22 protein-coding genes are annotated in these 23840 nt (G+C 71.7%); 12 read left to right on the plus strand and 10 right to left on the minus strand.

The window, feature by feature from the left end:
• Positions 1-47 precede the first annotated feature (47 nt).
• The 3 genes from ACFY9E_RS34955 (at position 48) to ACFY9E_RS34965 (ending at position 3457) form a co-directional block, all read left to right on the plus strand.
• Positions 48-1412: an FtsW/RodA/SpoVE family cell cycle protein gene (locus ACFY9E_RS34955; protein WP_390991180.1), complete on the plus strand. Its 1365-nt coding sequence runs from the start codon at positions 48-50 to the stop codon at positions 1410-1412.
• Positions 1409-2884, plus strand: coding sequence for a penicillin-binding transpeptidase domain-containing protein (locus ACFY9E_RS34960; RefSeq protein WP_390991182.1), 1476 nt, complete (start codon positions 1409-1411; stop codon positions 2882-2884). Before ACFY9E_RS34955 ends, ACFY9E_RS34960 begins: the two co-directional genes overlap by 4 nt.
• Positions 2885-2947: 63 nt before the next feature.
• Positions 2948-3457, plus strand: a complete 510-nt coding sequence (locus ACFY9E_RS34965) for a DUF3291 domain-containing protein (protein ID WP_390991185.1) — start codon at positions 2948-2950, stop codon at positions 3455-3457.
• A 7-nt stretch (positions 3458-3464) separates the two neighbouring features.
• On the opposite strand, the gene ACFY9E_RS34970 is transcribed toward ACFY9E_RS34965, so the two are convergent.
• Positions 3465-4577, minus strand: coding sequence for a diiron oxygenase (locus ACFY9E_RS34970; protein ID WP_390991186.1), 1113 nt, complete (start codon positions 4575-4577; stop codon positions 3465-3467).
• Positions 4578-4698: 121 nt separating this feature from the next.
• On the opposite strand from ACFY9E_RS34970, the gene ACFY9E_RS34975 reads away from it, so the two are divergent.
• Positions 4699-5637: a diiron oxygenase gene (locus ACFY9E_RS34975; RefSeq protein WP_390991189.1), complete on the plus strand. Its 939-nt coding sequence runs from the start codon at positions 4699-4701 to the stop codon at positions 5635-5637.
• Positions 5638-5691: 54 nt separating this feature from the next.
• Here the strand turns inward: ACFY9E_RS34975 and ACFY9E_RS34980 are convergent, their stop codons facing one another.
• The gene (locus ACFY9E_RS34980; RefSeq protein WP_390991191.1) at positions 5692-6372 is read right to left on the minus strand and encodes a hypothetical protein; all 681 of its coding nucleotides are present in this window, start codon (positions 6370-6372) and stop codon (positions 5692-5694) included.
• Between the two features lie 606 nt (positions 6373-6978).
• Between ACFY9E_RS34980 and ACFY9E_RS34985 the strand changes: the two genes are divergently transcribed.
• The 3 genes from ACFY9E_RS34985 to ACFY9E_RS34995 all read left to right on the plus strand — a co-directional run bounded on the left by ACFY9E_RS34985 (position 6979) and on the right by ACFY9E_RS34995 (position 9311).
• Entirely contained in the window at positions 6979-7632 is a 654-nt protein-coding gene (locus ACFY9E_RS34985) for a TetR family transcriptional regulator (protein WP_390991194.1), read from the plus strand.
• Between the two features lie 10 nt (positions 7633-7642).
• The gene (locus ACFY9E_RS34990) at positions 7643-7990 is read left to right on the plus strand and encodes a hypothetical protein (protein ID WP_390991196.1); all 348 of its coding nucleotides are present in this window, start codon (positions 7643-7645) and stop codon (positions 7988-7990) included.
• A 106-nt stretch (positions 7991-8096) separates the two neighbouring features.
• Positions 8097-9311 carry an NlpC/P60 family protein gene (locus ACFY9E_RS34995; RefSeq protein WP_390991199.1) on the plus strand — a complete coding sequence of 405 codons (1215 nt, stop codon included), beginning with the start codon at positions 8097-8099 and terminating at the stop codon, positions 9309-9311.
• Here ACFY9E_RS34995 and ACFY9E_RS35000 read toward each other — a convergent pair.
• The 5 genes from ACFY9E_RS35000 to ACFY9E_RS35020 are packed head-to-tail and all read right to left on the minus strand — an operon-like array spanning position 9275 to position 15057.
• Positions 9275-10537, minus strand: coding sequence for a styrene monooxygenase/indole monooxygenase family protein (locus ACFY9E_RS35000; protein ID WP_390991202.1), 1263 nt, complete (start codon positions 10535-10537; stop codon positions 9275-9277). The two genes, ACFY9E_RS34995 and ACFY9E_RS35000, sit on opposite strands and share 37 nt — an antisense overlap.
• Before the next feature lie 12 nt (positions 10538-10549).
• On the minus strand, positions 10550-11197 hold the full coding sequence (locus tag ACFY9E_RS35005; protein WP_390991205.1) for an ATP/GTP-binding protein: 648 nt from the start codon (positions 11195-11197) through the stop codon (positions 10550-10552).
• Positions 11178-11600: a DUF742 domain-containing protein gene (locus ACFY9E_RS35010; protein WP_390991208.1), complete on the minus strand. Its 423-nt coding sequence runs from the start codon at positions 11598-11600 to the stop codon at positions 11178-11180. The genes ACFY9E_RS35005 and ACFY9E_RS35010 overlap by 20 nt, the downstream gene beginning before the upstream one ends.
• A complete protein-coding gene (locus ACFY9E_RS35015; RefSeq protein WP_390991211.1) occupies positions 11597-12121 on the minus strand; it encodes a roadblock/LC7 domain-containing protein in 525 nt (174 codons plus the stop codon). The genes ACFY9E_RS35010 and ACFY9E_RS35015 overlap by 4 nt, the downstream gene beginning before the upstream one ends.
• The gene (locus ACFY9E_RS35020) at positions 12118-15057 is read right to left on the minus strand and encodes a nitrate- and nitrite sensing domain-containing protein (protein ID WP_390991214.1); all 2940 of its coding nucleotides are present in this window, start codon (positions 15055-15057) and stop codon (positions 12118-12120) included. Before ACFY9E_RS35020 ends, ACFY9E_RS35015 begins: the two co-directional genes overlap by 4 nt.
• A 368-nt stretch (positions 15058-15425) precedes the next feature.
• On the opposite strand from ACFY9E_RS35020, the gene ACFY9E_RS35025 reads away from it, so the two are divergent.
• Positions 15426-16211 carry a protein phosphatase 2C domain-containing protein gene (locus ACFY9E_RS35025; RefSeq protein ID WP_390991216.1) on the plus strand — a complete coding sequence of 262 codons (786 nt, stop codon included), beginning with the start codon at positions 15426-15428 and terminating at the stop codon, positions 16209-16211.
• An 18-nt stretch (positions 16212-16229) separates the two neighbouring features.
• Here the strand turns inward: ACFY9E_RS35025 and ACFY9E_RS35030 are convergent, their stop codons facing one another.
• The gene (locus tag ACFY9E_RS35030; RefSeq protein WP_390991219.1) at positions 16230-16721 is read right to left on the minus strand and encodes a MarR family transcriptional regulator; all 492 of its coding nucleotides are present in this window, start codon (positions 16719-16721) and stop codon (positions 16230-16232) included.
• A 191-nt stretch (positions 16722-16912) separates the two neighbouring features.
• On the minus strand, positions 16913-19327 hold the full coding sequence (lon, locus tag ACFY9E_RS35035) for an endopeptidase La (protein ID WP_390991221.1): 2415 nt from the start codon (positions 19325-19327) through the stop codon (positions 16913-16915).
• A gap of 175 nt (positions 19328-19502) precedes the next feature.
• Here lon and ACFY9E_RS35040 point away from each other — a divergent pair, with 175 nt between their 5' ends.
• Positions 19503-20162, plus strand: coding sequence for a GNAT family N-acetyltransferase (locus tag ACFY9E_RS35040; protein WP_390991224.1), 660 nt, complete (start codon positions 19503-19505; stop codon positions 20160-20162).
• Between the two features lie 12 nt (positions 20163-20174).
• On the opposite strand, the gene ACFY9E_RS35045 is transcribed toward ACFY9E_RS35040, so the two are convergent.
• Positions 20175-20972: a rhomboid-like protein gene (locus ACFY9E_RS35045; RefSeq protein ID WP_390991227.1), complete on the minus strand. Its 798-nt coding sequence runs from the start codon at positions 20970-20972 to the stop codon at positions 20175-20177.
• 175 nt (positions 20973-21147) lie between these two features.
• On the opposite strand from ACFY9E_RS35045, the gene ACFY9E_RS35050 reads away from it, so the two are divergent.
• The 3 genes from ACFY9E_RS35050 (at position 21148) to ACFY9E_RS35060 (ending at position 23811) form a co-directional block, all read left to right on the plus strand.
• A complete protein-coding gene (locus ACFY9E_RS35050; protein ID WP_390991230.1) occupies positions 21148-21825 on the plus strand; it encodes a spermidine synthase in 678 nt (225 codons plus the stop codon).
• A 136-nt stretch (positions 21826-21961) separates the two neighbouring features.
• Entirely contained in the window at positions 21962-22702 is a 741-nt protein-coding gene (locus ACFY9E_RS35055; RefSeq protein ID WP_030851757.1) for a response regulator transcription factor, read from the plus strand.
• A complete protein-coding gene (locus tag ACFY9E_RS35060) occupies positions 22699-23811 on the plus strand; it encodes an ATP-binding protein (RefSeq protein WP_381455298.1) in 1113 nt (370 codons plus the stop codon). The genes ACFY9E_RS35055 and ACFY9E_RS35060 overlap by 4 nt, the downstream gene beginning before the upstream one ends.
• Positions 23812-23840 lie beyond the last annotated feature (29 nt).

Here is a 23840-nt window from a genome sequence, read left to right on the forward strand (position 1 = left end):
CGTCACCCAAATACAGACAAGACGCCCTGTTTGGGTAGGTTCCGGACATGAGCAAGGCCGGAATCACCGTGGCGACGGCGGACCCGCCCGCGCCCGCCGTCCGCCCCCTCCCCCGGCGCCGGGGCATCGAACTCGCCCTCATCGTGCTGGCCGTCCTGCTGTCGGTGTACGGCTACTGCGCCGTGGGGCTGGCCCGGCACGGAGCGCTTCCGCCCGGTGCCGCCGGCTACGGCGCCGGGCTCGGCGTGCTGGCGCTGCTGGCCCATCTGGCGGTACGCCTGCGGGCCCCGTATGCCGACCCCCTGCTCCTGCCGATCGGGGTGCTGCTCAACGGGCTCGGCCTGGTGCTGATCTACCGGCTCGACCTGGAGACCCCCGGCGACCGGGCGGCACCGGCCCAGCTGGTGTGGTCGACCCTGGGCGTGGCGCTGTTCATCCTGGTCGTCCTGCTGCTGCGTGACCACCGGGTCCTCCAGCGCTACACGTACGTCTGTGTGGTCGCGGCCCTGGTGCTGCTCACCCTGCCGATCCTCTTCCCGGCGGTGAACGGGGCCCGCATCTGGATCCGGATCGCGGGGTTCTCCATCCAGCCGGGCGAGTTCGCGAAGGTGCTGCTGGCGGTGTTCTTCGCCGCGTACCTGGCGGCGAACCGCAACGCCCTCGCCTACACCGGCCGCCGCGTCTGGAAGCTCCAGCTGCCGACCGGCCGCGTGCTCGGCCCGATCGTCGCCGTCTGGCTGGTGAGCGTGGGCGTGCTGGTCCTGGAGCGCGACCTCGGCACGTCGCTGCTCTTCTTCGGCCTCTTCGTGGTCCTCCTCTACGTCGCCACCGGACGCACCGGCTGGATCGCGGTCGGCCTGCTGCTGGCCTCGCTGGGCGCGGTCGCCGTCGGCCGGCTGGAGCCGCACGTGCACAGCAGGATCGAGACCTGGCTGCACCCCTTCGCCTCCATCGAGGCGGGCGAGGGCGCGAACCAGCTCGCCCAGTCGCTGTTCGCCTTCGCCGAGGGCGGCATGCTCGGCACGGGCCTCGGACTCGGCCACTCCTTCCTCATCGGCTTCGCCGTGAAGTCGGACTTCATCCTGGCCACCGCGGGCGAGGAACTCGGCCTGGCCGGTCTGAGCGCCGTCTTCCTCCTCTACGCCCTGCTGGTGGAGCGCGGTTTCCGGGCGGGTCTCGACCAGCGCGAGCCCTTCGGCCGGCTGCTCGCGGTGGGCCTCGCCTCACTGGTGGCGCTCCAGGTGTTCGTGATCGCGGGCGGCGTGACCGGACTGATCCCGCTGACCGGCATGGCGATGCCGTTCCTGGCCCAGGGAGGGTCGTCGGTGGTCACCAACTGGGCGATCGTGGCGCTGCTGGTCCGGGTGAGCGACTCGGCCCGGCGGAGGTACGACGGGCAGGACGTCCGGTGACCCGGCACATCCGGCACGCCGGATACTTCTGCGCCCTGCTGCTGGTGGCGCTGCTGCTGAACGCGGCCCGTGTCCAGGTCGTCCAGGCCCCGTCGTACGACCGCAACCCGGCCAACCGGCGTCCCGACATCACGCGCTACGAGCTGCCCCGCGGGAACATCCTGGTCGGGGGCCGGCCCGTCACCGGGTCCAGGGACACCCGCGAGCACCTCCGCTACGAACGGACCTACGCCGACGGGCCCCTGTACGCCCCCGTCACCGGCTTCGCCTCCCAGCTGTACGGGACGACGCTGCTGGAGAGCACCGAGGACGGCGTGCTGTCCGGCGCGGACCCGATGCTCGCGCCGTTCCCGCTGTGGAACGACTTCACGCGCGCCCGCAACGCCGGCGGGGACGTCGTCACGACGCTCCACCCGGCCGCGCAGCGGGCGGCGTACCAGGGGCTCGCCGGCCGCAAGGGGGCCGTGGCGGCGCTGGAGCCGTCGACCGGCCGGATCCTCGCCCTGGTGTCCGCCCCGTCCTACGACCCGCAGCCGCTGTCCGGCAACGGCTCCGCGGCGGCCGAGGCCTGGACGCGGCTCAACGCCGACAAGGACCGGCCGATGCTCAACCGGGCCGTGCGGCAGACGTATCCGCCGGGCTCGACCTTCAAGGTCGTCACGGCCGCCGCCGCGCTGGACGCCGGTGTGGTCACCGACCTCGAAGCGCCGACCCACTCCCCCGACCCCTACCGGCTGCCCGGAACGCGCACACGCCTGACGAACGCGTCGAAGGGCTGCGCGGACGCCTCCGTGCGGGAGGCCTTCACCTTCTCCTGCAACACGGTGTTCGCCAAGCTCGGTGTGGAGGTGGGGGTCACGGACATGACGGCCACGGCGCACGCCTTCGGCTTCAACAACGGGCAGCTGAGAATCCCCTTCCCGGTGGCCCGGTCCACCTTCGACACCACCCTCGACAAGGCACAGCTGGCCCTGTCGTCGATCGGCCAGTACAACACCCGCGCCACACCGCTGCAGATGGCGATGGTCGCGGCGGCCGTGGCGAACGGCGGCCAGGTGCGGGACCCCTACCTGGTGGAGCGCACGACCCGGCCGGGTGGCAGCACCCTCGCGACGGCCGGCTCGCGGGCGATCCGCCAGGCGATGTACCCGTCCACCGCGGTCCGGCTGCGGGCGATGATGCGGGACGTGGTCGAGAACGGTACCGGTCGCAACGCCGCGATCCGCGGCGCCACGGTCGGCGGCAAGACCGGCACCGCCCAGCACGGCCTCGGCAACTCCGGTACGCCGTACGCCTGGTTCGTCTCCTGGGCGCAGGGCGACCGGGACCTGGCGGCGCGGGTGGCGGTCGCGGTCGTCGTGGAGGACGCCGAGGCGGACCGCGGGGAGATCAGCGGCGGCGGCGACGCGGCGCCGATCGCGCGGGCGGTGATGGAGGCGGTGCTGAAGTCCCCCGACCCGTCGACCGGTTGACGGCCGACCGGTGGATGAGACGGGGGCGGTGGGACGCGGATCTCCCGACCTACCGTTCGGTCCATGACTGAGCCCTCCGCCGCGTACGAACTCGCCCAGGTCAACCTCGCCCGTCTCAAGGCCCCGCTGGACTCCCCGCAGTTGAAGGACTTCGTCGACAACCTCGATCCGGTGAACGCGGACGCGGACGGGGCCGACGGTTTCGTCTGGCGTCTGCAGGGCGAGGCCGGCGACGCCACGGACGTGTCCGTCTTCGGCGACTCCTGGCTGATCATCAACATGTCGGTGTGGCGCGACACGGACGCCCTGACCGCGTACATGTACCAGGGCCGTCACCGGGAGATGCTCGCCCGCCGCCGCGAGTGGTTCGAGCGTGTCCAGGAGGCCATGGTGGCCCTCTGGTGGGTCCCGGTGGGCCACCGCCCCACGGTCGCCGAGGCCGAGTCCCGCCTGTTGCACCTGCGCACCCATGGGCCGACGCCGTACGCCTTCACCCTGCGGACGTCGTTCCCGCCCCAAGGGGCGACGCCGCTGATCGGCGAGGTGCCGGAGGGGCTGGGCTGCGCGCTCTAGGGGGAGCTCACCCGACGGTTCCGCGCCCCGCGTCGATCGCGCCGCGCACCTCGGCGATCCGCTCCTTCTCCTCCGCCGCGAAGCGCTCGGCGTCGAGCTTCTCGGCGATCTCCTCGTCCTGGGACATCAGCAGGTCGAGGCTGGAGTCGCCCATCTCCAGCACGCCCATGTCGACGTAGGCCTGCTGGAGGCGTTCGCCCCACAGGCCGATGTCCTTGACGCAGGGGACGATGCGGCTGAAGAGGAGCTTGCGGAACAGGGTGAGGAACTCGGACTGCTCGCTGTACTCCTCCGCCTCGGCCTTGGGGATGCCGAAGTTCTCCAGCACCTCCACGCCCCGCAGTCGGTCCCGCATGAGGTAGCAGCCCTCGATGACGAACTCCTCGCGCTCCCTCAACTCGGCGTCCGTGAGCTGCCGGTAGTAGTCGCGCAGGGCCATCCGCCCGAAGGCGACGTGCCGGGCCTCGTCCTGCATGACGTAGGCGAGGATCTGCTTCGGCAGCGGCTTGTCCGTCGTGTCCCTGATCATGCCGAAGGCGGCCAGCGCGAGGCCCTCGATCAGCACCTGCATGCCCAGGTACGGCATGTCCCAGCGGGCGTCGCGCAGTGTGTCGTCCAGCAGGGACTGGAGGTTGTCGTTGATCGGGTACAGCATCCCGATCTTCTCGTGCAGGAAGCGGCCGTAGATCTCGGCGTGCCGGGCCTCGTCCATGGTCTGGGTCGCGGAGTAGAACTTCGCGTCCAGGTCGGGGACCGACTCCACGATGCGCGCGGCGCAGATCATCGCGCCCTGCTCGCCGTGCAGGAACTGGCTGAACTGCCAGGAGGCGTAGTGCCGGCGCAGGTCGCCCTTGTCCTTCTCCGTCATCTTCGCCCAGTGCCGGGTCCCGTAGAGGGACATCGCCTCGTCAGGGGTGCCGAGCGGATCGTACGGATCGACCTCCAGCTCCCAGTCGATCCGCTTCTGGCCGTCCCATTGCTTGTCCTTGCCCTTCTGGTACAGGGCGAGGAGGCGGTCGCGGCCGTCGTCGTACTCCCAGTTGAAGCGGGCCGCGCCGCTCGCCGGCACCTGTCGGACGGGCTCTTCCGGTTCCATGGCGTACAGGTCGAAGGTCGGCATGCCCGCAGGCTCACACGAGGTAGACACCGGGTCAACAAGTAGCGCGCAGGGGATTGACGAGCTTACTGACAGGCAGTCTCATAAGAACAACAGTGACGTGTGCACAACGAGGTGGGCAGCCATGACGACCCTGACGGAAGCCGACGCGCTCGACGGACTGCGCGATGCCCTCGGCCTGCTGAAGGACCGGGAGCAGGTGGCCCAGCGGCTGCTCGACTCCTCCGCCAAGCACTCCTTCGACCCGGACAAGGAACTGGACTGGGACGCGCCCTTCGAGGAGGGCAAGTGGTTCTGGCCGCCGGAGCTGGTGTCGCTCTACGACACCCCGATGTGGAAGCGGATGGGCGAGGAGCAGCGCATCCTGCTCTCCCAGCACGAGGCGGCGGCCCTGGCCTCCCTGGGCATCTGGTTCGAGATCATCCTGATGCAGCTGCTGGTCCGGCACATCTACGACAAGGCGGCGACGAGCGCGCACGTCCGCTACGCGCTCACCGAGATCGAGGACGAGTGCCGGCACTCCAAGATGTTCGCCCGGCTGATCGCCCGGGGCGACACGCCCTGGTACCCGGTCAGCCGCGCACACCAGCAGCTCGGCCGCCTGTTCAAGACCATCTCCACCACTCCGGGGTCCTTCACGGCGACCCTGCTGGGCGAGGAGGTCCTCGACTGGATGCAGCGGCTGACGTTCCCCGACGAACGGGTCCAGACCCTCGTCCGCGGTGTCACCCGCATCCACGTCGTGGAGGAGGCCCGCCACGTCCGTTACGCCCGCGAGGAACTCCGCCGCCAGATGGTGACGGCCCCCAAGTGGTCCCAGGAGTTCACCCGCGTCACCTCCGGCGAGTTCGCCCGCGTCTTCTCCGTGGCCTTCGTGAACCCCGAGGTCTACACGAATGTGGGTCTCGACAAGCGCGAGGCCCTCGCCCAGGTCCGGGCGAGCGGCCACCGCCGAGAGGTCATGCAGAACGGCTCCAAGCGCCTGACCGACTTCCTCGACGACATCGGGGTGCTGCGGGGGGTCGGCCGACGGCTGTGGAAGTCGTCGGGGTTGCTGGCGTAGCGGGGCGGACGGCGGGACGCCCCACCCGGTGGATTCGGGTGGGGCGTCGCGAGGTCACTGCTGCTCGTCGCTCTCGCCGTCCGGCTTGAGGCGGTCGTCGACACGGATGGTCACGGGGTCACAGTCGGGACCGGTGTGGGGATCCCGGGCGATCTCCTTGACGATGTCGCCGATGCGCTGGTGCAGGTGGTGGGCGATGGCCTGGGTGCCGAGGTCCGCGGCCGTGTCGCGCCTGACGTCGTCGAGGCTGGTGAGGACGGCTACGAGGCTGGGCCCGGAGAGGTGGGCGCAGACGGATCCGTCCACCTCCGTGACGGCCCCGGGGACGTGGAAGTGCTGGTCCGCCCCGGCGCGCTTGACCAGGAACTCCCAGGTGTCCCGATGGGCCAGAAGCCTGGCCGCCGAGATGCCGGCGGCCGCCCGCAGCGTCTCGACGTCCGACGGGCCTTCGCGTGAGCTCTGCGGCTCCGGCCCGGCGGCGGCCCTGGTGGGTGGCGGGGGTTCCGGTGCGGCCGCTTCCGAGGCCGGTGCGGCGGTGGAGCGGAGCCGGTCCTCCAACCGGGCGATGGCACCGCCGAGGGTGACGAGCTCACGCTCGATGTCGGCGACAGGCCCGTTGACGATGCCGTCGGCCCCCTCGCGGACGGCGGCCCGGATGTCGGCGAGTGCCGTGGCGACGGCAGCGGCGACGGTGTCCTGCCGGAACTGGTCGATGGCGTACTGCTGATCCGTCACCTGCTGTTTCACCGCCGCGAGATCCGCTGTGACTTGACTGACCTGGTCGCTGATCCGACGGAGCACATCCCTGTCATCCCGGCCGAACGGCACGTTCCCCCCTCATGGTCATCAGTGACCCTGAAAGGGTGAAGCCGGGACAACCCGCCGACAAGAACGCGAACCGGCCACCCCGTGGCTCCGCGGCCACCCGGTGCCGTCACGTCCCTGCCGGGTGACCACCGCCCTTCAAGGCCACCTGCCGGCGGAGCAGCCGGAAAGGCGCGGCCGACACCATGGCCACCACGAGGTTCTTCACCGAATCACCCGCCGGCCCGGGCGTCCGCGCCCCGCGGACCGGCGACGGCGGCGTGCTCGCCTTGTTCCGCACGACAGGTTCCAGGGCCGGGTATGGCAGGACTGACAGCGAAGGCGGCCCGGATCACCGCCGTCGACTACCAGCACGTGGACACCCGGCAGCGGGGGGGGAACCGCGCTCCCGCAGACGCCGGACGGCGCGAGGGGCCGTGTCGCGCGGCCCCGGCCCACACCCGCGAGAAGGCGCTCCTCGCACCCGCCCCGTTCTCCGCTACGCAGCCCCCCGGCCCCCCGATTACCCTGCGGAGCATGACACCAGCCGCCCCCACCCCCGCCTACCGGCGACTCAGCGTCGAGGAACGCCGCAGTCAGCTGCTCACCTCCGCGCTGGGCCTCTTCGCCCACCGCGCCCCGGAGGAGGTGTCCCTCGACGACGTGGCGGAGGCGGCCGGGGTCTCGCGGCCCCTGGTGTACCGGTACTTCCCGGGCGGCAAGCAGCAGCTGTACGAGGCCGCCCTGCGCTCCGCCGCCGACGAGCTCCAGCACTGCTTCGACGAACCCCGCGAGGGCCCCCTCCTCGCCCGGCTGTCCCGCGCCCTCGACCGCTACCTCGCCTTCGTCGACGAGCACGACACCGGCTTCAGCGCCCTCCTCCAGGGCGGCAGCGTCGTGGAGACCTCACGCACCACCGCCATCGTCGACGGCGTCCGCCGCGTCGCCGCCGAGCACATCCTCAGCCACCTGGGCGTCACCGGTCCCGGCCCGAGCCTGCGCATGACCGTCCGCATGTGGATCACGGCCGTCGAGGCGTGTTCGCTCATCTGGCTCGACGAGGACAAGCAACCCCCCGCCGGGGAACTGCGCGACTGGCTCGTCGAGCAGTTCATGGCGATGCTGACGGTGACCGCCCGCCGCGACCCGCAGACCGACGCCCTGGTCCGGGCCCTGGCCGAGGATGTCTGACACTGGTCCCGTGAGAAGCGAAGAGACCCCCTTCGAGGGCGGGCCCATGGACGGCAGGGTCCTGCCCGTCCTCCTCGGCATCACCGGCCACCCGCCCAAGACGTACCGCATCCCCGTCCCGGACCCGGACGGCGGGCCGGACACCGTGCTCGTCTACCGCCGCGTCCCGCGGGGGCCGGGCAAGGTGGGCCTGACCAACCGCTGGAAGTACGAGTACGCCCCGGAAGGCGTCCCGCCCCGCCGGCTCAACTGGCCCTGGTCGAAGCCGGACCCCGCCCGGCCCGGCGCGCCGGACGCCACACCCCCCGGCAGGCCAGACGCCACGCCGCCCGGCAAGCCGGACGACGCCGACGGGTGAACCCGTTGCGCCGAACCGCGCACACCCACCGCGCGCACCGCGCGCACACGCCTGATCCTCACGATGTCCGGCGGCACCACGCCGCCCCCGCAACGGAGGTGATGGCATGTCAGGAAAGCTTCTGCGTCTGGTCTGCATCGCGGCGACGGCGGCCGGAACCGTCCTGGCGCCCGTCCCGGCCACGGCCGTCCCCGAGCCGGACACGGAACAGCGCGACATCGCCGGACTCCTGACGGACCTTCAGAGTTTGTACCGGAAGGCCGAGGAGGCCACCGAGACCTACAACGCCACCGAGGAGAAGCTGAAGAAGCAGCGCGCCGAGACCGACCGCCTGGACCGGGCCCTCGCCCGCGCCCGGCTCTCCCTGCACGACAGCCGGGGCGCGGCCGGCCGGCTGGCCCGGCAGCAGTACCAGAGCAGCACCGGCATCTCGCCGTACGTACGCCTGCTCCTGGCCCGCGACCCGCAGCGCGCGATGGAGCAGGGCCATGTGATCGGCCGGCTCGCACGGGAGCGGGCGCACACCACCGGCCGGCTGGCCGGCGACGAGCACAAGGCCCACGAGCTGGCCCGCAAGGCCCGCAAGGCCCTCGACGAGCAGCTCGCCCTCACCGAGCGGCGCAGGAAGGAACGGGACGAGGTCCGCGCCCGCCTCCACGACGTCGAGGAAGTGCTCGCCTCCCTCAGCCCCGACCGGCTCACCGACCTCGCCGAGTTCGAGCGCAACGGCGTCACGAAGGCGCAGGAGACGTTCATGACGTCCGGTGCGCTCGGTCACGCCGGGAGCAGCAGCAGCGTCCGCACCCCGTCGGCCGGGGGCGCCCGGGCCGTGCGCTACGCCGTGCGGCAGCTCGGCAAGCCGTACGAGTGGGGCGCGGAGGGCCCGGGGGCGTACGACTGCTCGGGGCTGACCTCGCGGGCTTGGGCCGCGGCGGGGACGCCCATCCCCCGGACCAGCCAGGAGCAGTGGGAGCAGCTGGAGCGGATCCCACTGGAGGAGCTGCGGCCGGGCGACCTGGTGGTGTACTTCCCCGAGGCCACGCACGTCGCGCTGTACCTCGGGGACGGCATGGTCGTCCAGGCCCCCCGTCCGGGCGCGAAGGTGAAGGTGTCACCCATCGCGGCCAACCCGGTCCTGGGCGCCGTACGGCCGGACCCGGACGGGGAGCCCCTGCGGCGTTACGAGCCGCCGGAGCTCCCCGAGGGCGCCATGGACGGGTCGGACGAGGGCTATGAGGGCGTCGGGGGTGATGCGGACGAGGGCGGTGATGCGGACGACGGGGGTTATGCGGCGCCCGCGCCCGACACCTCGGCCAGGTAGGCCTGGGTCTTCGCCGGGTCGTAGAAGTAGTTCTCGAAGTCGGCCGGGTTGTTGAAGCCGTTGGCGAAGCGGTCGGCGACCGGCTGGATCTCACCGGCGGCGCCGATGAGGTTCAGGATGTGCTCCGGCGGCGGCGCGAGCATCGCGTTGGTCCACTTGGTGACGTGCTGGGCGGTGTCCCAGTAGCGGTCGAAGGTGGCTCGCATCCACTCCTCGTCGAACGGCTTGTCGCCGTGCTCGACGATCGAGGAGAGGTACGCGGCGGCGCACTTGGACGCCGAGTTGGAGCCCTGCCCGGTGATCGGGTCGTTGGCGACCACCACGTCGGCGACACCGAGGACCAGCCCGCCGCCCGGGAGGCGGCCGATGGGGTTGCGGACGGTGGGGGCGTAGCGCCCGGCCAGCGTGCCGCCGGCGTCGGTCAGTTCGACCTTGGTGGCCCGCGCGTACTCCCAGGGGACGTACCGCTCCATGAGTTCCAGGGTCAGGGAGAGGTGCTCCGAAGGGTCCTTGACGCCGTTGAAGACGTCGAGCGGGCCGCCGGGTATGCCCTCCCAGAACAGGATGTCGGCGCGGCCGGAGGTGGTCAGGCAGGGCATGACGAACAGTTCGCCGACGCCCGGCACGAGATTGCAGCGGACCGCTTCGGTGCCGGGGTGCTCGGGGCGCGGGCCGAGGCCGTGGACGTACGCCACGGCCAGCGCGCGCTGCGGCTCGCTGTAGGGGGAGCGCTCCGCGTCCCGGCCGAACATCTGGACCAGCTCGCCCTTGCCGGCCGCGACGAGCACCAGGTCGTAGGTGCGGGAGAAGTAGTCGAGGTCGCCGACGGCCGCGCCGTGGATGACGAGCTGGCCGCCGCGCTGGGCGAACGTCTCCATCCAGCCGGCCATCTTCACGCGCTGGTCGATCGACTGGGCGAATCCGTCGAGCTTGCCCAGCCAGTCGATGGCGCGGGCGGACGGGCCTTCGGCCCAGGAGCCGGGGGCGGCGACCGAGACGCCGAGTCCTTCGATCTTCGGGGCCTGGGACTCCCAGAAGTTCAGCTGGAGATCGCGCTCGTGCTGGAGTGCCGTGTGGAACATGCACTGCGTGGACATGACCCGGCCGGTGCGGATCTCGTCCGCCGTCCGGTTGGACATCAGGGTGACCTCGTACCCCTGTGACTGGAGGCCGAGAGCGATCTGGAGCCCGGACTGACCGGCTCCGACGACGAGTATCTTCCGCATGCGGGCTGTCCTCTACTCGGGGGTTTCGTCGAGCGCGTGGCCCACGAGGGCCAGGAGGGTCTCGATCACGGAGATCCGGCGACGCGCGTCCATGATCATGACAGGTATGTGTCGCGGGATGGTCAGGGCCTCCCGCACATCCTCCGGCTGGAACAGCTCGCTGCCGTCGAAGTGGTTGACCGCGACCACGTACGGCAGCCCGGAGCTCTCGAAGTAGTCCAGGACCGGGAAGCAGTCCTTCAGACGGCGGGTGTCGGCCAGGACGACGGCGCCGATCGCGCCGCGGACGATGTCGTCCCACATGAACCAGAACCGCTGCTGGCCCGGCGTGCCGAACAGGTAGAGCACCAGGTCGTCGTCGAGCGTGATGCGCCCGAAGTCCATCGCGACGGTGGTGGTGGTCTTGCCGGGCGTGGCGGTGAGGTCGTCGGTCGCCTCGCTCGCCTCGGTCATCAGCGCCTCGGTCTGCAGGGGCGTGATCTCCGAGACGGCGGTGACCAGGGTGGTCTTGCCCACGCCGAAGCCACCCGCCACCACGATCTTCGTGGCGATCGGGGCACGGGTGCGGTCCGTCTCCCAGGCGTGCATGCTCTCGCCGGGCTGGACGAACGGGGAGGAACCAGATACGCCGTGAGCGGCGTCAGAGACGACGGAGTCCACTCAGCACCCTTTCCAGCAGAGCGCGGTCCGGGCGGCCCGTGCCATGGCCGGTGCCCGTTCCGTACACACGGATCTTTCCCTGGTCCGCGAGGTCGCTCAGGAGCACGCGGACCACGCCGAGCGGCATCTTCAGCAGCGCGGCGATCTCGGCCACCGTACGCATCCGGCGGCACAGTTCGACGATGGCCAGCAGCTCCGGCATGAGGCGGGTGGAGAGGTTGCCGTTCGTCAGTTCCTTGCGCTCCTCCGGGGCGTCCAGCGCGGCCGTGCTCGCCACGAAGGTCTCCACGAGGAGGACGTGGCCGAACCGGGTGCGGCCGCCGGTGAGCGAGTAGGGGCGGACCCGGGCGGGTTTGCGGTCACCGCCGCGGACCGGGAGGTGGTGCTTGGGCGCACTGCTCATCGGGCACTCCCCGTCGTCTGGGACTCCTCCAGGGATTTGCGGAGTTCGCTGCGGAGTTCGGGCGTCAGCACATGGCCGGCCCGGCCGACGAACAGGGCCATGTGGTACGCCACGACGCTCATGTCGCAGTCCGCGGAGCCGTGGACGCCGAGCAGCGAGCCGTCGCTGATCGACATCACGAACAGGCTGCCCTCGTCCATCGCGATCATCGTGTGCCTGACCCCGCCGAAGTCCATCAGCTTCGCGGCGCCGATGGTGAGGCTGCCGATGCCGGAGACGATGGTGGCCAGGTCGGCGGCGGAGCCGCGCGGCCCGGTGCGCCGGGTCCCGGCTGCTTGCAGGGCCTCCCTCGCCTCCTTGTTGCGGGTGTCGTCGGAGGAGAGCAGGAGCAGTCCGTCGGACGAGACGACAGCGACCGAGAGGATGCCGGGCACCTCCTCGACCAGGTTGGTCAGCAGCCAGTGCAGGTTGCGGGCCTCACTGCTCAGTCCGATCAGTCCGAAGGTACTGGGAGCGGTCAACTGCTTGCCTCCTCGACTGTGCCCCCCGTGGCTTCTTCGGATTCAGCTGGTCCTGCGGTGCCGGTGGCCGGCCGCTGGTGCGAGGCCGTCCTCTCGGCGATCTCCGCCTCCACGTCGCGGTAGCCGGCCTGCGCCCCCTGGCGGAAGCCGCCGAGACGGCGGCGCAGGGCATCGGCGTCGACGGAGCCGCTGCGCTGGCGCGGGGCGGTGGTCGGTGCGGTGATCTTCGGAGTGCGCTTGGGGAGGCCCTTGTCGGTGACGCGGTCCTCCTCCTCGTCGGCCGCGCGCTCGTGCTCCGGGCTCTCGTCCCCGTCCGCATCCCCCGTGCGGAGTGCGTCCTCGGGCGCGAGCGGGCTGCGAGGGCCGGTCCCGTCCTCGGCTGCCGCCGTCTCGCCCTCGGCCGGGTCCGGCGCCCCCTGTTGCGCCGGGATGAGCAGTTCCATCGTGGTTTCCGCGGGGGACTCCACGGGTGCCGCGGTCCCGGCCGGCTCGGCCTCTGCGGCGGGCTCGGCGGGTGCCGCCGGTTCCGCGGGTGCCTCCGGTTCCGCGGGTGCCTCCGGCTCGGCCTGGGCCGCCGGTACGGCGTCCTCGGCCGTCTCCGTCGCCTCTGCCGGTTCCGGCTCCCCTGCCGTCTCCGGCTCCCCTGCCGGTTCCGGGTGCTGGGCGGCACCGGTGCTCCCCGCGGTCTCGTCCCGCTGCACCGCCTTCTCCGCCAGGGCCACCAACGGGTCGTCACCGGCCGTGCGGCCGGGCAGGACGTTGGAGTTGGCCTCGGCGTCGGCCCCCGGGAAGGAGAAGGAGTGGGTCGCGCCGGCCGGGGCGCCGGAGGCCGGGACGGCCACGGGCGGGGCGGCGGCGGCGAGGAGCGTGCGGGGCAGGACGACGACCGCCGCGACACCGCCCTGCTTCTGCTCGCGCAGCTGGACGCGCACGCCGTGGCGGTGGGCGAGCCGGGCCACGACGTACAGGCCGAGGCCCAGACCGTCCTCGCCCTCCTGGTCGTACGGCGCCTCGGGGTCGAAGTCGGTGAGGCGGGAGTTGAGGCGCTCCAGCCGTTCCTCGGCCATGCCGATGCCCTCGTCCTGGACGGAGAGCATGACCTCGCCGTTCTCCAGCAGCCAGCCGGAGATCTCGACGGGCAGGTCGGGCGGGGAGAACGAGGTGGCGTTCTCCATGAGTTCGGCCAGCAGGTGGGAGAGGTCGTCGGCGGCGAACCCGGCGATGTGCGCGTGCGGCGGCAGCGCGGCGATCCTGACCCGCTCGTACCGCTCGATCTCGCTCACCGCGGCACGCACGACGTCCACCAGCGGCACCGGCCCGGCGGCGTGCTGGACGTGCTCGGTGCCGGCGAGGACCAGGAGGTTCTCGCTGTGCCGGCGCATGACCGTCGCGAAGTGGTCGAGCTTGAACAGCGTGGCGAGCCGGTCCGGGTCCTGCTCGCGCTCCTCCAGGTTCTCGATCACGGCGAGTTGCCGCTCGACCAGGCCGAGGGTGCGCAGCGCGAGGTTGACGAACGTACCGCCGATGGCCGTGCGCAGCCGCTCCAGCTGTGCGGCGGACTCGGCGAGTTCGCCGCGCAGCTCCTCACGTGCGTCGGCCATCTTCTGGCGCTGGCCGACGAGGTGCTTGCGGTCGGACTCCAGCGTGGTGATGCGCTCGGTGAGGGCGGCCGCGTGCGCGTGCAGGGCGTTGACGGAGCGGACGACCTGGGCGAACTCGTCGTTGCGGCCGGTGAACTTCACCGGTTCCTCGGCCGCCGGGTCGTCGGCCTCGGCGAGGCGCTTGGACCCCAGGCGCAGGACCGCGAGCGGGCGGGTGAGGCTGCGGGCCATGCCCGTGGCGACACCGACGGCGAGCAGCATGAGCGCGCCGAGGACGGCGATGCGGATCTCCAGCGCGGTGACGTCGTCGTCGCGCAGCGCCTCGAGGTCCTTGGTGCGCCGGTCGTAGAGGGCCGACTCCACTCCGCGCATCAGGTCGACGCGGGCGGACAGGGCCGCGTCGAGCTTCTTGGTGCTGGTGGTGAGGTCGCTGCGGGAGAGCGTCGGCTGGTCGGTCAGGGCGGCGAGGTACTTGTCGGCGGAGTTGACCTCGGTGCCGGTGACCGTGGAGTCGAAGGAGGCGCGGGCCGGCTTGGGGGCGGTGCCGCGGAAGTCGGCCAGGGCCGCGTCGGAGCGCAGCCGGGCCTGCTGGGCGGCGGCGCTCAGGACGTCGCGCCGGCGGGTGTCGGCGTCCGAGGAGGTGGTGGTCTCGGCCGGCAGGCCGGTGACGGGGTCGATGACCGTCTGGGTGCTGCTCGGCACGCTGAGCGCGGCGAGCAGCAGCCCGCGGGCCGCGGCGGCCTGCTGGACGGCGGAATCGAGCTCGGCCAGGGCGTAACCGCCGGCACCCGCGCGCGGCGGCGTCTGCTGCGCCAGCTGCTCGGCGAGCCGGTGGAGTTCGGTGATGGTGATGGAGTACGCCTGGTGCGCTTCGAGGGCGCTGCTCTTGCCGGTGAGCGCCGCCCTGCGCACGGCCGCTATGGCGTCGAGGTCCGAGCGGAGCGAGGCGGGCGTGTCGGTGTCGGACCGCAGTTCCTCGACCTGCCGGTCCACCCGGGCGCTGCGCTGCTCGGAGGGCGCCTTGGTCTTGGGGCGCCCGGCCGCGATGTACGAGGTGACGTCGTCCCGCTCGTCGGCGAGGGAGTGCGCGAGGGTGAGCGCGTCCTGGGTCTGCTCCGCGAGCGTCACCAGTTCCTGGGAGTCGTGGAGTTGCCCGGAGGCGGCGAGGACGGACGGGGTGCCGGCACCGGCGATGGCCGCGGCGACCACGGCGACGGCGACGATCAGCCGGTTGCGCACGTGGGTGGGACGGCCCTTGCCGGTGGGGGGCGTCGGCTCAGCGCCCTGAACAGGGGCCGTCTGCTTGCCTGTGCGACGAGGCCGCGTCTTCTGCACCGGTGCTCGCATTCCTGACTCGTGAACCCTTGGGCCCGGATGACGCTCCGTCAACTGGTGCGTACTCCCGGTACACTTCCCGACCCTCCCAGCGCCGGTGGGCAGCGCACGCGCATCACCTGACCCGCCACCCGAAGGAGTGAACCTCGGACGGGAGTTGAGGGGCAAGTTCCGCAGGCTTTCGCAGCGGCTCTGCGCGGCACGCCGGTTGGACGACGGGGACGGCCGGTGGCAGTATTCGCCACCACGCCTTCCCGGAACAAATCATTCCAGCCCAAACCTGGCGTCTGACCTGCGTGGCTGCGCCGGTCTCGCAACCCTTGCCGGGCTTTTGCGGACCTCGTGAAGGGCTCGTGCAGACTGGCCGGATGCGAACTGAACTCGCCTCGGAGCCGGGAGACGCCGACCGCCCCAACGAGGACTTCGCCAGTGTCGGACTACCGGCCTCGGGGCAGGGCGGTTCGGTCGTCGTCCTGGACGGGGTCACGCCGCCGAAGGCCGGGACGGGCTGTCTGCATTCCGTCCCCTGGTTCACCGCGCGCCTCGGTGGAGCACTGACCGAACTGACCGTTTCACTCCCGGATGTTCCCCTGGTCGACACCTTGTCCCGTGCCATCGCGCGTACCTCCGAGGCACACGCCGCAACCTGTGACCTTTCTCACCCCCGGACGCCTCAGGCCACGGTGGTGGCGGCCCGCTGGAATCCGGACACGGTGGAGTATCTGGTCCTGTCGGACTCGGCCCTTCTCCTGGAGTCCCCGGACGGCGTGGTGACGCCCGTCCTCGACGACCGGCTGGCCCTGCTCCCCCGCTCGGCGCTGGCGACGGACGCGCTGGTGGACTCCACGCTCCGCAACAGGGAGGGCGGCTTCTTCACGGCGGCCGCGGATCCTTCGGTGGCCCGCCGAGCGGTGACCGGCACCCTGCCCCGCAGCGAGGTGCGCGCCCTGGCCGCGCTGACGGACGGTGCCACCCGCTGGGTGGAGCGGTTCGAGGAGGGCGACTGGGGCGACTGCTTCCACGTCGTCCGCAAGGAGGGCCCGCAGGCACTGGTGGACCGCGTCCGGTCGCTGGAGCGGTCGGACGCCGCCGCGACGTTCCCGGGCAGGGGCAAGAGGCACGACGACGCGACGGTGGTGTTCGTCGAGTTCTAGACCCCGGGCTCCCCCGGTCTACTTCTCCATGCCGCGGTTGAGCTGGTGCAGCAGCCGGGCCAGCTCCGTGACCTCGCGGGTGTCCCAGTCGGCCAGGCGGCCGGCGTAGCGGGCGCGGCGGGCCTCCCGGACCCGGCGGACGCGGTCGTGGCCCTCCTGGGTGAGGGCGACGAGCCAGGCGCGTCCGTCGGCGGGGTCGGGCTCGCGCGTGACCAGCCCGAGGTCCTCCAGGGCGCGCAGCTGGCGGGACATCGTCGCCTTGCCGACCCCGATGTAGGCGGCGAGCTCGGTGGCCCGCTGCTTTCCGCACTCGTCCAGCCGGACCAGCAGGCCGTACGCGGACGACTCCAGGTCGGGGTGGACCTCGCGGGCCATCTCGCCCTGGCTGGCCCGGGCGCGCCGCAGCAGAACGGTCAGCTCGCGCTCCAGCGCCAGGAAGGCGGGCTGATCCACACCGCTTCCGGCCACACCGGCGTCGCGGTGTCCGTCGTCGTTGCCGCGCTCGTGCACGTCAGCCCCTGCCTCGGTCGTCGCCCGGCCGTGAGAATGCCGGTACTGGGATTTTCCGCCATCTGCCGTGATCACCGCAGTTCGGCAAGTATTCCGCAGGTCAGGGCGTTCGTGTCCACAGGGCCACCGCATCGTGAAGGCCCGGGCCTCCCTCTCGGGAACCCGGGCCTTCCTTCATCCGGCCACGTCCGTCACGCCGCGACCGGAACCTCCGGCGCCGCCTCGCTCGTCGCGGGCGCGAGCGCCAGTTCCAGGACCTGGCGGACGTCGGTGACGGCGTGGACGTCGAGCTTGTCCAGCACCTCCGCCGGGACGTCGTCCAGGTCGGGCTCGTTGCGCTTGGGGATGATCACCGTGGTGACACCGGCACGGTGCGCCGCGAGCAGCTTCTGCTTCACACCGCCGATCGGCAGGACCCGCCCGGTCAGCGAGACCTCACCGGTCATCGCCACGTCCGTGCGGACCAGCCGGCCGGACAGCAGGGAGGCGAGGGCGGTGGTCATCGTGATGCCCGCGCTCGGGCCGTCCTTCGGGACCGCGCCGGCCGGGAAGTGGATGTGCACGCCCCGGTCCTTCAGGTCGGCCACCGGCAGTTCGAGCTCGGCGCCGCGAGAGCGCAGGAAGCTCAGCGCGATCTGCGCGGACTCCTTCATCACGTCTCCCAGCTGACCGGTCAGGGTCAGCCCGGCCGCGCCCGTCTCCGGGTCGGCCAGCGACGCCTCGACGTACAGCACGTCACCACCCGCCCCGGTCACCGCGAGCCCGGTGGCCACGCCCGGCACCGACGTCCGCCGCTCGGCCGGGTCCTGGGCGGACTCCGGCACGTGGTGCGGCCGGCCGATCAGGTCGCGCAGGTCCTCGTCCCGGACGGTGAACGGCAGCTTCCGCTCGCCCAGTTCGTGCTGGGCCGCGATCTTGCGCAGCAGCCGTGCGACGGACCGCTCCAGGGTGCGCACGCCCGCCTCGCGCGTGTACTCGCCGGCGAGCTTGCGCAGCGCGCCCTCGTCGATGGTCACCTCGTCCTTGTCGAGCCCGGCCCGCTCCAGCTGGCGCGGCAGCAGATGGTCGCGGGCGATGACGACCTTCTCGTCCTCGGTGTAGCCGTCCAGGCGGACGATCTCCATCCGGTCGGCCAGGGCCTCCGGGATCGCCTCCAGGACGTTGGCCGTGGCGAGGAAGACGACGTCCGACAGGTCCAGCTCGACCTCCAGGTAGTGGTCCCGGAAGGTGTGGTTCTGCGCGGGGTCGAGCACTTCCAGGAGGGCGGCGGCCGGGTCGCCCCGGAAGTCGGAGCCCACCTTGTCGATCTCGTCGAGCAGCACGACCGGGTTCATCGACCCGGCCTCCTTGATGGCCCGGACGACCCGGCCCGGCAGGGCTCCGACGTACGTACGCCGGTGACCGCGGATCTCGGCCTCGTCGCGGACGCCGCCGAGCGCGACGCGCACGAACTTCCGGCCCATCGCGTGGGCGACGGACTCGCCCAGGCTGGTCTTGCCGACGCCGGGCGGCCCGACGAGCGCGAGCACGGCACCGCCGCGCCGCCCGCCGACCACGCCCAGGCCCCGGTCGTCACGGCGCTTGCGCACCGCCAGGTACTCGGTGATGCGTTCCTTCACGTCCTCGAGCCCGGAGTGCTCGGCGTCCAGGACCGCCTTGGCGCCCCGGATGTCGTAGGCGTCCTCGGTGCGCTCGTTCCACGGCATCTCCAGGACCGTGTCGAGCCAGGTGCGGATCCACGAGCCCTCCGGCGACTGGTCGGAGGACCGCTCCAGCTTGTCGACCTCCTTGAGCGCGGCCTCGCGGACCTTCTCGGGCAGGTCGGCGGCCTCCACACGGGTGCGGTAGTCGTCGGACTCCTCGCCCTCCTGCTCGCCGTTCAGCTCGCGCAGCTCCTTGCGGACGGCTTCCAGCTGACGCCGCAGCAGGAACTCGCGCTGCTGCTTGTCGACACCTTCCTGGACGTCCTTGGCGATGGACTCGGCCACGTCCTGCTCGGCGAGGTGGTCGCGCAGCTGCTGGGTGGCGAGCTTCAGCCGGGCCACCGGGTCGGCGGTCTCCAGCAGCTCTACCTTCTGGTCGGTGCTCAGGAACGGCGAGTAGCCGGAGTTGTCGGCGAGGGCCGAGACGTCGTCGATGGCCTGGACCCGGTCGACGACCTGCCAGGCGCCGCGCTTGCGCAGCCAGGCGGTGGCGAGCGCCTTGTACTCCTTGACCAGTTCGGCGACCTGCCCGGGCAGCGGCTCCGGCACGGTCTCGTCGACGCTGGTGCCCTCCACCCAGAGGGCGGCGCCGGGACCGGTCGTCCCCGCACCGATGCGCACCCGGCCCCGGCCCCGGATCAGCGCACCGGGGTCGCCGTCGGCCAGTCGGCCGACCTGCTCGACGGTGCCGAGCACACCGGTGTTCGCGTACGTCCCGTCGATGCGTGGCACCAGGAGTACCCGGGGCTTTCCGGGCGTTGACCGGGCAGCGGCCTGGGCGGCCTCCACCGCGGCACGGACCTCGGAATCGCTCAGGTCCAGCGGGACCACCATCCCGGGCAGCACGACCTCTCCGTCGAGCGGCAGCACGGGCAGGGTGAGCGGTGTGGACGTCGAAGCCATGATCTCCCCTTCGGCAGTCAAGTTGAGCTATGCCGACTCAATGCTGGGGCGACGCCAGATGTTCCCAGCCCGCTGTTCGCTGTCAGCGATCACCCGTGACGCCGGGAGCCGGAGGGCGCGTAAGGTCCCTCAGGTAAGGGATGATCACGTTTCGCGCTCATTACAGGGGGATGACATGGACGGAACCGTGCAGGCCTGGGTGAACGGATGGGTCGTCTCGCGCGGGGCCGCTCCACCCCTGGCCGAGCCGTGGGGCTGGACCATCGACATGGGGATGTACGGCCACGTCACGCGGCACGTGTTCGGCGCGACGGGCGAGAGCCTCGACGAGACGACCGTCCGCAAGGTGGCCGGCGGGGTGACCGGCCAGGGTGTGTGGCTGAAGGCCTTCCGGGACCCCTCGGTCGTCTCCGGCTGGCTGGACGACAGCTGGTGGATCGACCCCGAGCCCGGCTGCCTGATGACGGTCCCCCTGAAGGCGGACGATGCTCCGGCCGTCCCCGAGGGCTTCCGGCTGCGCGCGTGGTCGCGCGGTGGGGTGACCCGTCTGATGGTGGCCGCGCCGGACGGGTCCCTGGCGGCCCGCGGACAGGTCACCCCGACGGGCGAGACCGCCGTCGTCGACCGGATCGAGACGGCCCCCGAGCACCGCCGCAAGGGTCTGGGCAGCCTCGTCGTGCGGACCTTGCAGAACGCCGCCGTCCGGCAGGGGGCGCGGACCGGCGTCCTGGCCGGCACCCCCGCGGGCCGAGGGCTCTACGAGGCGTTGGGCTGGGAGGTGGTGGCCCCGCTGACCAGCGCCAAGCACGGGCCGCCGCCCTCCGACCGGGCCTGAGGGGCCTCGCGGTCAGCCCCCGGCCGGGCCGAGGCGCGCCGCGTACCACCGCCGGACCACCGGCCAGGTCGCGATCCCGATGCCCAGGGCGATCGGATGCCCCCAGTTCGTCATCGGGTCGGTGAAGGCCAGCAGGTCCTGGAGCAGCATCCAGCCGAAGCCTGCCAGCAGCGGCAGGCGCAGCCACAGCGGCAGAAGGCCGGCCAGGGCGCCGATACCGGCGGCGACGCCGAAGCTGACGCCGTAGTCGAGGCGGTGCAGGGAGCTGTCGGGCAGATGCCCGGCCAGGACCGCGACGCCCACCGGAACCTCGGTCGCGAGGGTGGCCAGCACGTGTCCGAGCAGGAAGACACCGGCCGTGCGCACGGCCCCGATCCGCCGTTCCAGCGCGGTCAGCACCAGCACGAAGGCGATGGCGAACGGCGAGGTCACCCCGCCCGCGACCCACAGCGCACTGCCGATCAGCACCAGCTCAGGCGTGCGCACCAGGTGCGTCACATCCGTGCTGGAGCCCTGGAGCAGGGCGTGCACCAGGGCCGGGTTCGCGTACGCGGCGATCAGCGAGGTGAGGCAGAGGACGACCGCGTATCCGAAGGTGAACGGCGTACCGGTGGGGGTGGGCAGCAACCGCCAGGGGCGCGGCGACCGCCGCCGGGTCGCTGAAGCCGGAGTGGGCTCCCGCACCGCGCCCACCGTCTCGCGTGGGCCCCGCTGCCGCGGCACCCCGTCCAGCAGTCCCGACGCGCCCTGGACGGGCGCACCCGTCGGCGTCGGTGTGGCCGTCTCGTGGGGCGGCGCGGTGCGTTCCACGACGGGCGCTCCTTTCCCTCGTGTCCCAGCCTTCGCTCCGAACTCCCCGCTGTCTGTGATCCGCGCCACGCGAGAGCCGATTCACAGCAACCCGAAAGCCTCGCCCCGCGTCCCCCCAGGGGCCACGGCCGAATACGCGAGGCACCACACCCTCCTCCCCTGCCAGGATGTCCCCATGCCTACCCCCTACGACTTTCCCGATGTACTGGACCGTCGCGAGGGCCCGCACGGTGAGGTGGTGCTGCGGCGGCACGGTGACCGGCTGGAGATCATCTCCAACGGCTGTTTCCTGATGGACACCTCCGACGGCCGCTCGGAGCGGCGGCTGGTCGACGCGGCCCTCGACGCCCTGGCCGGCCGGGACCGCCCCGACGTCCTGATCGGAGGACTCGGCGTCGGCTTCTCCCTCGCGCACGCCGCGGCGGACCCGCGCTGGGGCGGGATCACGGTGGTGGAACGCGAGCACGCGATCGTCGAGTGGCACCTCGACGGCCCGCTCTCCGCGATCTCGGCCCAGGCCCTGGCGGACCCCCGCACGACCATCGTCGAGGCCGATCTCGTCGCCCACGTCAATGAGACATCCGACACGTACGACGCCCTGTGCCTCGACATCGACAACGGACCGGACTGGACCGTCACGGAGGGCAACGGACATCTCTACCGGGAGGCCGGACTGGCAAGCTGCGCAAGGGTGTTGAGACCGGGCGGGGTTCTCGCCGTCTGGTCCGCCCAGCCGTCTCCGGAATTCGAAGAAACCTTGCGGAATGCCGGGTTCCAACAGGTGCGTACCGAAGAGATCCCGGTTGCCCGGGGCGTTCCGGACGTCGTGCACCTCGCCATCAGCCCTGGATAGCAAAGGTGTGCTGACTCCCCGTACGCTGCTCCCCTGACGCCGATCATTCAAGCGTCAATCGCAACCATGCGCAGGCATAGCCAGTCAGAAGGAATCACCCCACTGATTCCGGGAAAGCACACCCCAGGGGCGGGCGATGGAGCAGACACAGACCTCCCACAACGGTTCGGCGACGGCTACTCCGGGCGCACAGCGCCGGGTCCTGGTGGTCGAGGACGACGCGACGATCGTGGACGCCATCGCGACCCGCCTGCGGGCCGAGGGGTTCCTCGTGCAAACGGCGGGTGACGGTCCGGCCGCGGTCGACACGGCCGAGGCGTGGCAGCCCGACCTGCTGATCCTCGACATCATGCTGCCCGGCTTCGACGGCCTGGAGGTCTGCCGGCGCGTGCAGGCCGCCCGCCCGGTGCCGGTGATGATGCTCACCGCGCGCGACGACGAGACCGACATGCTGGTCGGGCTCGGCGTCGGCGCTGACGACTACATGACCAAGCCGTTCTCGATGCGGGAGCTGGCGGCGCGCGTGCACGTCCTGCTGCGCCGGGTGGAGCGGGCCGCCATCGCGGCGGCCACCCCCCGCTCCGGCATCCTGCGCCTGGGCGAGCTGGAGATCGACCACGCCCAGCGCCGGGTCCGGGTGCGCAGCGAGGACGTCCACCTCACGCCCACCGAGTTCGACCTGCTGGTGTGCCTGGCGAACACCCCGCGTGCGGTGCTCTCCCGTGAGCAGCTGCTCGCCGAGGTCTGGGACTGGGCGGACGCCTCCGGCACCCGCACGGTCGACAGCCACATCAAGGCGCTGCGCCGGAAGATCGGCGCCGAGCGGATCCGCACGGTGCACGGCGTGGGTTACGCCCTGGAGACGCCGACGCCATGAGCGGCGGGCCGGCCGGACGGAGAAACCCCGGGGAGCCGGATCCCTGGGGCGGGGTGAGCCCGTTCTCGATCAAGACCAAGCTGGGCGCGCTGGTCGTCATCTCGGTGCTGATCACCACGGGTCTGTCGGTGATCGCGGTGCACACGAAGACGGAGCTGCGCTTCATCACGGTCTTCTCGATGATCGCCACACTTCTCATTACGCAGTTCGTGGCCCATTCGCTCACCGCACCACTGGACGAGATGACGGCGGTGGCCCGCTCCATCTCGCAGGGCGACTACACCCGCAGGACGCGGGAGAACCGCCGTGACGAGCTGGGCGACCTGGCCGTGACGATCAACGCCATGGCCGACGAGCTGGAGGCCCAGGACAGCCAGCGCAAGGAACTCGTGGCGAACGTCTCGCACGAGCTGCGCACACCCATCGCGGGCCTGCGCGCGGTGCTGGAGAACATCGTCGACGGCGTCACGCAGGCCGACCCGGAGACGATGCGCACGGCGCTGAAACAGACCGAGCGGCTCGGGCGGCTGGTGGAGACGCTGCTGGACCTGTCCCGCCTGGACAACGGCGTCGTACCGCTGAAACAGCGGCGGTTCGAGGTCTGGCCGTATCTGTCCGGCGTGCTGAAGGAGGCCAACATGGTGGCCTCGGTGCGCGCGGGCATCGCCACCGGCTCGGGCAGTCACACCCGTACCGACGTCCATCTGCACCTCGACGTCCACCCGCCGGAGTTGACCGCGCACGCGGACCCGGAGCGCATCCACCAGGTCGTCGCCAATCTCATCGACAACGCGGTCAAGCACAGCCCGCCGCACGGCCGGGTGACGGTCAAGGCGCGGCGCGGCGCCCTGCCGGAGTCGCTGGAGCTGGAGGTCCTGGACGAGGGACCCGGCATTCCGAAGTCCGAGTGGCACCGCGTCTTCGAGCGGTTCAACCGCGGCAGCGCCAAGCGGCCGCAGGGGCCGGGCAGCGACGGCGGCACGGGTCTCGGCCTGGCGATCGCCCGCTGGGCGGTGGACCTGCACGGGGGCAGGATCGGAGTGGCCGAATCCGAGCGCGGTTGCCGGATTCTTGTCACTCTTCCGGGACTGTCATCTCTGCCAAGTTGACGTAAAGTTCGAAGCGGAGCCACAAGATC

The organism is Streptomyces sp. NPDC012466 (assembly GCF_042955215.1).
GTDB lineage: Bacteria > Actinomycetota > Actinomycetes > Streptomycetales > Streptomycetaceae > Streptomyces.

What these genes read in the sequence shown, in the direction of transcription:
- ACFY9E_RS34955 (WP_390991180.1), top strand. Translation starts at nt 48, where the DNA reads ATGAGCAAGGCCGGAATCACCGTGGCGACGGCGGACCCGCCCGCGCCC.
- ACFY9E_RS34965 (WP_390991185.1), top strand. Translation starts at nt 2,948, where the DNA reads ATGACTGAGCCCTCCGCCGCGTACGAACTCGCCCAGGTCAACCTCGCC.
- ACFY9E_RS34970 (WP_390991186.1), bottom strand. Translation starts at nt 4,577, where the DNA reads ATGCCGACCTTCGACCTGTACGCCATGGAACCGGAAGAGCCCGTCCGA.
- ACFY9E_RS34975 (WP_390991189.1), top strand. Translation starts at nt 4,699, where the DNA reads ATGACGACCCTGACGGAAGCCGACGCGCTCGACGGACTGCGCGATGCC.
- ACFY9E_RS34985 (WP_390991194.1), top strand. Translation starts at nt 6,979, where the DNA reads ATGACACCAGCCGCCCCCACCCCCGCCTACCGGCGACTCAGCGTCGAG.
- ACFY9E_RS34995 (WP_390991199.1), top strand. Translation starts at nt 8,097, where the DNA reads ATGTCAGGAAAGCTTCTGCGTCTGGTCTGCATCGCGGCGACGGCGGCC.
- ACFY9E_RS35000 (WP_390991202.1), bottom strand. Translation starts at nt 10,537, where the DNA reads ATGCGGAAGATACTCGTCGTCGGAGCCGGTCAGTCCGGGCTCCAGATC.
- ACFY9E_RS35010 (WP_390991208.1), bottom strand. Translation starts at nt 11,600, where the DNA reads ATGAGCAGTGCGCCCAAGCACCACCTCCCGGTCCGCGGCGGTGACCGC.
- ACFY9E_RS35025 (WP_390991216.1), top strand. Translation starts at nt 15,426, where the DNA reads ATGCGAACTGAACTCGCCTCGGAGCCGGGAGACGCCGACCGCCCCAAC.
- lon (WP_390991221.1), bottom strand. Translation starts at nt 19,327, where the DNA reads ATGGCTTCGACGTCCACACCGCTCACCCTGCCCGTGCTGCCGCTCGAC.
- ACFY9E_RS35040 (WP_390991224.1), top strand. Translation starts at nt 19,503, where the DNA reads ATGGACGGAACCGTGCAGGCCTGGGTGAACGGATGGGTCGTCTCGCGC.
- ACFY9E_RS35050 (WP_390991230.1), top strand. Translation starts at nt 21,148, where the DNA reads ATGCCTACCCCCTACGACTTTCCCGATGTACTGGACCGTCGCGAGGGC.
- ACFY9E_RS35055 (WP_030851757.1), top strand. Translation starts at nt 21,962, where the DNA reads ATGGAGCAGACACAGACCTCCCACAACGGTTCGGCGACGGCTACTCCG.
- ACFY9E_RS35060 (WP_381455298.1), top strand. Translation starts at nt 22,699, where the DNA reads ATGAGCGGCGGGCCGGCCGGACGGAGAAACCCCGGGGAGCCGGATCCC.